General features: G+C 67.5%; 8 protein-coding genes. 4 read left to right on the top strand and 4 right to left on the bottom strand.

Going from position 1 to position 10,610, the window contains the following annotated elements; genetic code table 11:
• The 3 genes from PHX69_RS12110 to PHX69_RS12100 all read left to right on the top strand — a co-directional run.
• On the top strand, positions 1-592 hold a 592-nt coding region (locus PHX69_RS12110; RefSeq protein ID WP_288043962.1), incomplete at its 5' end, for a 1-phosphofructokinase family hexose kinase.
• 154 nt (positions 593-746) lie between these two features.
• Entirely contained in the window at positions 747-1,553 is an 807-nt protein-coding gene (locus tag PHX69_RS12105) for an ABC transporter substrate-binding protein (RefSeq protein WP_288043959.1), read from the top strand.
• An 11-nt stretch (positions 1,554-1,564) separates the two neighbouring features.
• Positions 1,565-4,303 (top strand): sensor domain-containing diguanylate cyclase, encoded by a 2,739-nt coding sequence (locus tag PHX69_RS12100; protein WP_288043957.1) that lies wholly within the window; start codon positions 1,565-1,567, stop codon positions 4,301-4,303.
• Between the two features lie 63 nt (positions 4,304-4,366).
• Here the strand turns inward: PHX69_RS12100 and PHX69_RS12095 are convergent, their stop codons facing one another.
• A complete protein-coding gene (locus PHX69_RS12095) occupies positions 4,367-5,506 on the bottom strand; it encodes a GGDEF domain-containing protein (protein WP_288043955.1) in 1,140 nt (379 codons plus the stop codon).
• 133 nt (positions 5,507-5,639) lie between these two features.
• On the bottom strand, positions 5,640-6,404 hold the full coding sequence (locus PHX69_RS12090) for a ParA family protein (RefSeq protein ID WP_288043953.1): 765 nt from the start codon (positions 6,402-6,404) through the stop codon (positions 5,640-5,642).
• Positions 6,405-6,622: 218 nt separating this feature from the next.
• Here PHX69_RS12090 and queA point away from each other — a divergent pair, with 218 nt between their 5' ends.
• The gene (gene queA, locus PHX69_RS12085; RefSeq protein ID WP_119012389.1) at positions 6,623-7,714 is read left to right on the top strand and encodes a tRNA preQ1(34) S-adenosylmethionine ribosyltransferase-isomerase QueA; all 1,092 of its coding nucleotides are present in this window, start codon (positions 6,623-6,625) and stop codon (positions 7,712-7,714) included.
• A 741-nt stretch (positions 7,715-8,455) separates the two neighbouring features.
• Here queA and trpB read toward each other — a convergent pair.
• Positions 8,456-9,655 (bottom strand): tryptophan synthase subunit beta, encoded by a 1,200-nt coding sequence (gene trpB, locus PHX69_RS12080; protein ID WP_119012390.1) that lies wholly within the window; start codon positions 9,653-9,655, stop codon positions 8,456-8,458.
• A 122-nt stretch (positions 9,656-9,777) separates the two neighbouring features.
• A complete protein-coding gene (locus PHX69_RS12075; RefSeq protein WP_502958524.1) occupies positions 9,778-10,497 on the bottom strand; it encodes a uracil-DNA glycosylase in 720 nt (239 codons plus the stop codon).
• Positions 10,498-10,610 lie beyond the last annotated feature (113 nt).

Genomic DNA, 10,610 nt, shown 5'->3' with positions numbered 1-10,610 from the left:
GAACAACGCCGCACCCGCAGCGCGCTGGCTGGTGGCCAGCGGCAGCCTGCCGCCGGGCATGCCGGTGGATTTTTATGCCCGCCTGGCCCGGCAGGCCCACGCCCAGGGCCAGCACCTGGTGCTGGACACGTCAGGGGATGCCTTGGCAGCAGCCTTGCAGGCCGGGGTGTACCTGCTCAAGCCCAGCCTGCGCGAGCTGCGCGAACTCACCGGCTTGCCGCTGCAAACGCCTGCCCAATGGTGCGCGGGCGCCCAGGCGCTGGTGCACAGCGGCCAGGCGCAGCTGGTGGCGCTGTCGGTGGGGGCGCAGGGTGCGGTGCTGGCCAGCGCGGCGGGCGTCTGGCAGGTCGATGCGCTGGCCGTGCCCGCCCGCACCGGCACCACTGGTGCGGGCGATTGTTTTCTGGCGGCGCTGGTGTTTGCACTGGAACGCGGCACGCCGCCACCCGAAGCCCTGCGCTGGGGCATTGCCGCCGGGGCCGCCGCCCTGCTCTCGCCCGGCACAGCGCTGGCGCAGGCAGCCGACATCGCCCGGCTGCTGCCCCAGGTGGCCCCGGCCCAGGCACAGCCCACCGATCTGGCAGCGCCCTGATGATTTCCGGCAATCACTATCAAAACCATAGCTGCAAGCGCTTACTGTGCGGGCGCTACAGGCCGATTTGGCTTCATATTCAAACAGCACAGACCACCGGCTGGCCTACAGCCCCCCTGCGCACCCCAGGCCCACACACCACCGCAACACCCTCATGAAACCCTCCGCAACGCTCTGGGCGCTTGGTTTGGTCGTGGCCAGCCTGGGGGCCACTGCTGGCGCCCAGGCCCCGGCCCCCGGCCGCCTGGCCCAGATTCAAGCCACGGGGCAGGTGCGGGTGTGCATCTGGCCGGATTACTACAGCATCTCGCTGCGCGACCCGCGCACGCAGCAGCTCACGGGCATTGACATCGACCTGGCGCACGAGCTGGCGCGCGACCTGGGCACCAGCGTGCAATTTGTGGACAGCTCCTTTGCCCGCCTGGTGCCCGATGTGCTGGAAGCACGCTGCGACGTGGCCATGTTTGCCATTGGCATCATCCCGCAGCGCCAGCAGGTGCTGCGCTTTACGCGGCCCTATCTGGCCAGCGACGTGATGGCCATCACCACGCGCAGCAACCGCAGAATCCGCACCTGGGCCGACATCGACCAACCGGGCACCATCGTGGCCGTGGCCAAGGGCACGCTGCACGAGCCCTTGATGCGTGAGCGCCTGAAAAACGCCGAGCTCATCGCCCCGGCCACCCCGCACGCACGCGAGCAGGAAGTGCTCTCGGGGCGCGCCGATGTGTTCATCACCGACTTCCCGTACTCGCGCCGCATGTTGGAAACCACTGATTGGGCGCGGCTGGTGGCCCCCTCCGGCACGTACCACATCACCTCCTATGCCTGGGCCATCAAGCCCGGCGACGACGCCTGGCACGAACGCCTGGAACAGTTCATGCAAGCCATCAAACGCGATGGCCGCCTGCTGGCTGCTGCGCGCAAACACAAGCTTGACCCCATCGTCGTACTCGACTGAACAGCGCCCGTATGTCCGCACCCCTGTGGCCCTTGCCAGAGCGCGCTGCGGCGCGCGTGTCCGCACCGCAGCGCCTGGCGCGCAGCCCGCTTTTGCTGCTGGTCGGTTTGCAGCTGCTGCTGGCGCTGGCCGTGGCCGCAGGGGTGTGGGCCACCAGCGCGCACTTGCGGCGCCTGGCGCTGGACAACATGCTCCACCACTCCCAGGAGCAGACGCGCAGCCTGGAAGACCACCTGACGCAAAGCTTCAACCTGCTGCACATGCACCTGCGCGCCCTGGCGGCCGAGCACCCCGACCTCTCAGGCGAGCCGCAGCAGCTGAAAGACGCCCTGGTGGCACTGCAACACAAGCTGCCGTATCTGCGCTCCCTCTCGGCCCTGGACGCGCAGGGCACAGTGGTCATCAGCACCCACGCGGCCAACCTGGGGCGTCAACTGCACCTGGACCCACTGCTGCCCCAGGTCGTGCCGGGCACGGCGGGTGTTTTGCGCTTTGGCCATCCCTGGCGCGGGCGTGACTTTGCCGACGGCAGCCCCTGGCCGCACGAACGCCAGCCAGGGCCGGTGGTGGATGCGGGCTTTTTCCCCGTCACCCTGGTGCTGCCCGAGGCGCCACAGTGGCTGCTGGTGGCCGCCATCAACAGCGACTACTTCATCAACCCGGCACTGCACCGCCAGATGTCTGCGCCACTGCACCACAGCATCTATGCCGACGACGGCACGCTGCTGTTTTCCTGTGCTGAAGATGAGCAACCCGGCACCGTGCTGGCCCCGCAGGGCCGGTTGGAACACATTCTGGAGCGCCAGATCGGCACCGCACAGTGGGCGCAGGCCGATGGCCAGGGGCAGCAGTTGGCGGCCTTTCGCACCTCGCGCAGCCACCCCTGGTTTGTGCTGTCGCAGACCCCGCGCCAAGAGGTGCTGCGCCCCTGGGAGCGGCAAACACGCAGCCTGACACTGATTGCGGCCTTGACCCTGGCTGCGCTGCTGCTGGTCACGGGCGCCCTGACCTGGCGCGTGCAGCGCACCCTGACGCGCGAAGAGCGCCACCTGGAAGAAAGCCGCCTGGCCGCCAGCGTGTTCTCGCACACCAGCGACCTGATCGCCATCACCGACCGCCAGGGGCGGGTACTGACCGTCAATCCGGCGTTTGAGCAGGGGCTGGGCTTCAGCGCCCAGGAAGTGCAAGGGCGCAAACTGGGCGAATGGGTCGATGGCCTGCCCGCCCCCACCAACTTTGCCGAGCTGTGGGCTGGCATGGGCAGCCACGGCACCTGGCAGGGCGAAGTGCAGGAACGGCGCAAAGATGGCACGCCCCTGACCGGCTGGCTGGCCATCAGCGCCGTGCGCGACCACCAGGGCCAGGTGGTGAACTACGTCGGCGTACTGCGCGATTTGTCGCGCTTGCAGGCCGATGCGGCCACCATCCGCAAACTGTCGCTGGCGGTGGAGCAAAGCCCGACCAGCATCGTCATCACCTCCACCGAACCAGCCATCGAATACGCCAACCCGCAGTTCTTTCGCTCCACGGGCTACACCCCGCAAGAGGTACTGGGGCGCAACCCGCGCGTGCTGCAATCGGGCCAGACGGCCCAAAGCATCTACACGGCCATGTGGGCGGCGCTGTGCGCTGGCCAGGTGTGGCAGGGCGAATTCGTCAACCGGCGCAAGGACGGCAGCCTCTACATCGAAAGCGCCACCGTAGCGCCACTGATCGACGCAGCAGGCCGCACCACCCACTACATGGGCATCAAGCAGGACATCACCGCCCAGAAAGCGGCAGAAAACGCCCTGCGCCTGACGGCCAGCGTGGTGGCCCAGACCCACGACGGCGTGATGGTGTGCGATGCCCAGCGGCGCATCATCGACGTGAACCCCGCCTTTACGCGCATCACCGGCTATACCGGGGCGCAAGTGCTGGGGCGCAAGCCCAGCCTGCTGTCTGCGGGCAGCAAGAACCGGGAGCAATACCAGGACATGGAGGCGGCCCTGCGCGCGCACGGACACTGGCAGGGAGAGTTCTGGAACCGGCGCAGCGACGGCAGCCTGTACGCCATCGCCAGCACGCTGAACACCGTGTGCGACGACGCGGGCGAGGTCACGCACTACATCAACGTGTTCAGCGACGTGACCGAGCGCAAGCACCAGAACGAGCACCTGGAGCTGCTGGCCCATTTCGATCCGCTGACGCGCCTGCCCAACCGCACCTTGCTGGCCGATCGCCTGGCGCAGGCCATGGCGCGCGTGCAGCCCGAGCAGCACCGGCTGGCCGTGTGCTTCATGGATTTGGATGGCTTCAAGGCCGTGAACGACACCCATGGCCACGAGGCCGGTGATGAGCTGCTGGTCATCGTGGCCCGCCGCCTGGAAGCCCATGTGCGCACCGACGACACCGTGGCCCGGCAGGGCGGCGATGAGTTCGTCATCCTGCTCAACGGCCTGCCCAACCTGGCCGAGTGCGAACGCACCGCCGGGCGGCTGCTGCAAGCCGTGCGTGAACCCATCGTGGTGCATGGCCACACCGTGCAGGTGGGTGCCAGCATCGGCATTGCCCTGCACCCGCAAGACGGCAACGATGCCGAAACCCTGCTGCGCTACGCCGACCAGGCCATGTACCAAGCCAAGCAGGGTGGACGCAACCGCTGGGTGTTCTACGCCCCCGGCATGGTGGAGGCGCCCAGCACCCCACGGCAAGCCACCGACCTGGCCCCACTGGCCCCTGAGAACCCCCACCAGACGCTACTAGTTTGATAGCTTATAGCGCTTACTGCACGGCGCTTTGGGACCGATTTTCTTTGATATTTTGACCGGACTTTACTCGGCCAGCAGCCAGCGGTTGCGCCCGGCGCCCTTGGCGCGGTAGAGCGCGGCATCGGCGCTGGCCACCAGGGCGCTGGCGGCATCGGCCTCGGGCGGCACCTGGCTGGCCGCGCCCACGCTGACGGTGACATGGGGCGCCACATCCGACGCCCGGTGCTCCAGCGCCAGCGCAGCCACACCGGCCACCACGCGCTGGGCGACAGCGGCGGCGCCCTGGGCATCCGTGTCGGGCAGGATGACGGCCAGCTCCTCGCCGCCATAGCGCGCCACCAGATCGGTGGTGCGCTGGGTGGCCTGCTGCACCGCGCGGGCCACGGCCTGCAAGCAGACATCACCGGCCTGGTGGCCATAGCTGTCGTTGTAGCGCTTGAAGAAGTCCACGTCGATCATCAACAGGCCCAGCGGCGTTTGTCGGCGCACGGCGGCCGCGCAGGCCTGCGCCAGGCGGTCATTGAAATACGCGCGGTTGGCAATTTGCAGCAGCCCGTCGGTGCGCGAGAACGCCTCCAGGCGCGTGTTGGCCTGCTGCAAATCGTCGTTGGCGCGGGCCAGCTCGCGGGTGCGCTGGGCCACGCGCTCTTCCAGGCGCAGGTTGGCCTGGGCCAGCTCGGTGTTCTGCGCCGACAGCACGTGGTAGAGCTTGCCAATCATTTTCAGCAGCGCCTGGGTACCGTTGTCGTGGCCCAAAGTCTCCTGGTCAAAGGCCTGCGCGGCGGGTACGCCCTGGCGGATCAGCGCAATCTGGCGCGCCAGCGACTGGTCTATGCCCAGAATGTGCAGCCCCAGCCACGAGGTCAGAAAACCCACAAAGGTTTCTGCCGGATCGGCCATGTGGGCGCGCTGGCTCCACATGCTGTTGACCTGCGCCACAAACTGGTGGTGCAGGCTGCGGTGCGCGGCCACATGGCGCTCATCCACGCCCTGGGCCTGCATCAGCGCTTCTTCATCGCGGAAATGGTATTGCGTGTAGGCCACCAGGCGGTCAAAGGTGTCGTTCAACACCACTTCGCGGCTGGCGTCGGACAAAAACAGCGAGCGGCTGAGTTCATTGAACAAGTCCACCAGCGCGTGGTGCTGCTCATCCACCTCGGGCAGGCCGGTGACAAAGTTCTGGTCCCAGACAAACGTATCCATAGCGATTCCATCCCGTCTTTGTGCAATGGCCAGCGCGCCAGGCGCCAGTCCCTCCAGGGCCTGGTTGCGCCAGGCCAGCGCATTCACCCGGCAGGAGCCTCGCCCGTCTGTACAGGGCGCCCCTGCCCGCGCATCACCCCAGCGCTTCGTGCAGCGCCAGCAGCGCCAGCGTCAGTTTGTGGCGCGGCTCCAGGTGAACCATGGGCAGGCTCTGCTGGTGCGACTCGCGCACCTTGACCGACGACGGCAGGTACGGTTGCAGCACCGGCAAGCCTTCGTCGATCAGCTCCTGCACCAGCCGCCGGGGCAAACTGGCGCGGGCCTGGAACTGGTTGACCACAATGCCCTTGACCTGCAAGTCGGGGTTGTGGTCGGCGCGGATTTCCTGCACGTTGGCCAGCAACGTATAGAGCGCCTGGCGCGAGAAATCATCGCAGTCGAACGGAATGAGGCAGCCCGAGGCCCCCATCAGCGCCGAGCGGGTGTAGAAGTTCAGCGCCGGCGGCGTGTCGATGTAGATGCGGTCAAAGTCGGCGGCCAGCTGCTGCAAGCCCTCGCGCAGCTTGTAGATTTTGTGGCGCGATTCCAGCTTGGGCTGCAATTCATCGAGCAGCGGGCTGGACGCCATCAGGTGCAGGTTCTCGAACGGGGTGGGCACGACAAAATCGGCGGTCGGCACGGGCCGGAAGCTGAAGCTCAGCGTCTGCTCAAAAAACTGCGCCACGCTGGGCTGGTCGGGCGCAGGGGCGCCGCCCAGCAGGTAGGCACTGGAGTTGCCTTGCGGGTCGAGGTCGATCACCAGGGTGCGCAGGCCCTGGCTGGCGCTGATGGCGGCCAGGTTGCAGGTGATGGTGGATTTGCCCACCCCCCCTTTCTGGTTGAAAACGACGAGCGGCATGGAGGTTCCTTGTGGCGAGGCAGCGTGCAGAGGAGCAAAACAGAAAAAAACCGGGCCACACCCCCCGGTGCGGCCTGCGGCAGGCAGGCGATTATGGGACACCCGCCGTGGGACAATCGCGCCCCGTACCCCTGCGCCCGCCACCACGCCACACGCACTGCGTGCCTGGCGCGCGTTTTTTTCTGCCTTGGCCCGGGCCTGTCCAGCCCTCCAGCACCATGACCGCTACGCCTGCCCCCTTCACCCTCAGCGATTTCGATTTTTCTCTGCCCCCCGAGCTGATTGCCCAGCACCCCGCGCCCGAGCGCAGCGCCTCGCGCCTGCTCGATGGCCGCGCGGCCCAGCCCGCCGACCGCATCTTCAAAGAGCTTCCCGGCCTGCTGCGCGCAGGCGATTTGCTGGTGTTCAATGACACCCGCGTGCTCAAGGCGCGGCTGTTTGGCGAGAAAGACAGCGGCGGCAAGCTCGAACTGCTGATCGAGCGTGTGCTCGATGGCGCCGAGGTGGTGGCCCACCTGAAAGTGAGCAAAAAGCCCCTGCCCGGCGCGCGCATCCACCTGGCCGGCGGCCTGCACCAGGGCGGCTTTGAGGCCACGCTGCTGGGCCGCTACCCCGACGAAGACGGCCCGCTGTTTCGCTTTGCGCTGCGCGGCGCGGCGGGCGAATCGCCCTGGGAGCTGATGGAGCGCCACGGCCACCTGCCGCTGCCGCCGTACATCGAGCGCCAGCAAAACCAGGCCCACGACCCCGACGAGGCCGAAGACGCCCAGCGCTACCAGACCGTGTTTGCCCGCGCCCCCGGCGCCGTGGCTGCACCCACGGCCGCGCTGCACTTTGACGAGGGCGTGCTGGCCGACCTGGCTGCGCGCGGCATTGAGACCGCCAGCGTCACGCTGCACGTGGGCGCAGGCACCTTCCAGCCCGTGAAGACAGAAAACCTGGCCGAGCACCAGATGCACAGCGAGTGGTACGACGTGCCCTTGGCCACGCTGGCTGCCCTGGAGCGCTGCCGCCAGCGCGGTGGCCGCGTGGTGGCCGTGGGCACGACCACCGTGCGCACGCTTGAATCATGGGCGCGCAGCGGCCAGACCTCGGGCGACACCAACATCTTCATCACGCCGGGCTTTGATTTTCAGGTGGTGGACGTGCTGCTGACCAACTTCCACCTACCCAAAAGCACGCTGATGATGCTGGTGAGCGCCTTTGCCGGGTATGTGCCGGTGATGGGGCTGTACCGCTACGCCATCGCGCGCGGGTACCGCTTCTTCAGCTACGGCGATGCCATGCTGCTGGAGCGTGCCAAGGGCTGAGGGCGGGAGCCGGGTCTCGCCCCGGCGGGCGAGGTACTTTTCTTTGTCTCGCCAAAGAAACGTACCCAAAAGAAAAGCGACCCCACGACTGCGACCCCAGCGCGCAGCGCTGGGGCACACCTGCGCCGGGGCACTTGCGGGGTGCGCCGTGGAACTCACTGCGCGCCTGCGGCGCTGCGCTCGGACAACCACGGCGAGTCAGTCCACGCTGCGGGTGTGTCCTGCGGCACACCCGCCACCCCGCAAGCACCCCGGCCCAGGCGCAGTCACAGGGGATTGAAACGCCCCAGAACATCCATACGGGCCATCGCTGCGCTCGGCCTGGATGGCACAGGCGCTGCGCGCCGTGTGGCGTGTGGCGTGTGGCGTGTGGCGTGTGGCGTTTGCCGTTTGCCGTTTGCCGTTTGCCGTTTGCCGTTTGCCGCGCGGATGTTGGGCCGAGCGCAGCAATGGCCCGAGTGGATGTTCGGCTGTTCTGACCCCCACCACCCCTTCTGGGCGTGCCGAGAAGCGCAGCGCCGGGCGGATCAGGGCCGCGCGCTGTTTGAGCCGAAGGCGAGTTTGCGCGGCCCCCGCCCGGCGTGAGCATCGCAGGCTGCCCCGCTGCGCAGCAGCGGGGTCACGCACAGCAGGGTCGCCTTTTCTTTGCTTACTTTCTTTTGGCGAAGCAAAAGAAAGTGAGGCGCCCGCCGGGGCGAATCCCGGCTCCCACACTCAACAAGGAGCCAGACGCCGTACACATCAAAGCCCCAGATGCTGGGCCACGAAATCCGCATCCTTGTCACCGCGCCCCGAGAGGTTGACCAGGATGGTCTGCTCGGGCGCCATGGTCTTGGCCACCTTCATGGCGTAGGCCACGGCGTGCGCGCTCTCCAGCGCGGGGATGATGCCCTCGGTGCGCGACAGCACCATGAACGCATCCAGGCACTCGTCGTCGGTGATGGACTCGTACTGCACGCGGCCAATGTCTTTCAGGTGGCAGTGCTGCGGGCCCACACCAGGGTAGTCCAGCCCCGAGGCGATGGAATACACCGGCAGCGGCTCGCCCTGCGCGTCTTGCAGCGTGTAGCAGGCAAAACCGTGGATGGCCCCCTTGGTGCCGCGCGCCATGGTGGCGGCGTGGTCGGGCGTGTCCAGCCCCCGGCCTGCGGGCTCCACGCCCACCAGCTGCACCGCGTCGTCAGGCAAAAATTCGGTGAAGATGCCCATGGCGTTGGAGCCACCGCCCACGCACGCCACCACCATGTCGGGCAGGCGGCCATGCTGGGCCAGGCACTGAGCGCGCGCCTCGCGCCCGACGATGCTCTGGAAGTCGCGCACCATCTTCGGAAACGGGTGCGGCCCCACCACCGAACCGATGGCGTAGAAGAAGTTGACGGGGTCTTTCAGGTACTCCTCGAACGCGCTGTCCACCGCATCTTTCAGCGTGCGCGTGCCGCGCGACACCGGCACCAGCTTGCAGCCCAGAATCTTCATCTTGGTGACGTTGGGGTGCTCTTTGGCGATGTCGATCTCGCCCATGTGGATTTCGCAGTCAATGCCCACCAGCGCGCAGGCCGAGGCCAGCGCCACGCCGTGCTGGCCCGCGCCGGTTTCGGCCAGCACCTTGGTCTTGCCCATGTGCTTGGCCAGCAGCGCCTCGCCCAGGCAGTGGTTGATCTTGTGCGCGCCGGTGTGGTTGAGGTCTTCGCGCTTGAGCACGATGCGCGCGCCGCCCTGGCGCTGCGACAGCCGCTTGGCATGAAAAATCGGGCTGGGGCGGCCCACATAGTGGGCGTACAGCTCGGCCAGCTCGTCCTGGAAGGCCGCCGTCTGGCGCACTTGGTCGTAGGCGGTGTTGATGTCGTCCATCACGGCCTTGAGTTCTGGCGGAATCAGCTGGCCGCCGTACTCGCCAAAGTAGCCCTGGCTGTCGGGCATGTCCAAAAATGTGCGATCCATGGGTGTCTCCTGGGGGGTGGTGAAATGCAAGCGCGCATTGTCACGCAGCGGCTTTCAGCACCCTTGCACCACGCTGCGTGGCCCATGCGCGTGCCGATTGCCCGTGGGGCGTTGGCACGGTGCTAGGCGTGCGCCAGCCGAAACGCCCGCGCCTGGCCAAAATGCCCGCAGCCGATAAACGGCACCGGCGGGCGCAGCGCCGACAGCGGCGAGGGGTGGTTGGCGCACAGCACCAGATGGCCCCGGTCTGCCGGAATCACCGCGCGCTTGGACTGCGCGTGCGCCCCCCACAGCATGAACACCACGGGCCGCGGCCCCTGCGCCACCTGGCGGATGACGGCATCGGTCAGCCGCTCCCAGCCCCGGCCTGCGTGGCTGGCGGGCTGGCCCTCTTCCACCGTCAGGCAGGTGTTGAGCAGCAGCACGCCGTTTTGCGCCCACTTGACCAGGCTGCCGCCGGGCTGCGGAAACGCCGGGGGCGGCGTGCCCAGATCGCGCTGCAATTCCTTGAAGATGTTGCGCAGCGACGGCGGCAGCGCCACGCCCGGCGCCACCGAAAACGCCAGCCCCTCGGCCTGGCCGCGCCCGTGGTAGGGGTCTTGGCCGAGGATGACCACGCGCACGCTTTCCGGCGGCGTCAGTTCCAGCGCGCGCAGGGGCCGGGGCGGAAAGATGGTGGCCCCGGCCTGCAAGCGCGCCTGCAAAAAGGCCAGCAGCTGGCGCCCCTCGGTGCTGGCAAAAAAGCCGTCCACCAGCGGCTGCCAGCCGCTGGCCACGGGCCAATCGGCGGGGTCAGCGCTCTGGAGTTGCGCCGCGTTCGGGGGATTTGTCCATTCAGTCATCAGCGTCATCCAAAACCAATGCAGGGAAGGCCGATTTTTAAGCCCAATCGGCCTCTAACGCCCACCAGACGGGCGCTAGCAGCTATGTTTTTTGATAAGCCACAGCTGTGCCA

The organism is Simplicispira sp. (assembly GCF_028687295.1).
In the GTDB taxonomy this organism is placed as follows: Bacteria; Pseudomonadota; Gammaproteobacteria; order Burkholderiales; family Burkholderiaceae_C; genus Simplicispira; species Simplicispira metamorpha.
Note: the sequence above shows the minus strand (reverse complement) of the source record. Positions and strands in the feature narration are given on the sequence as shown.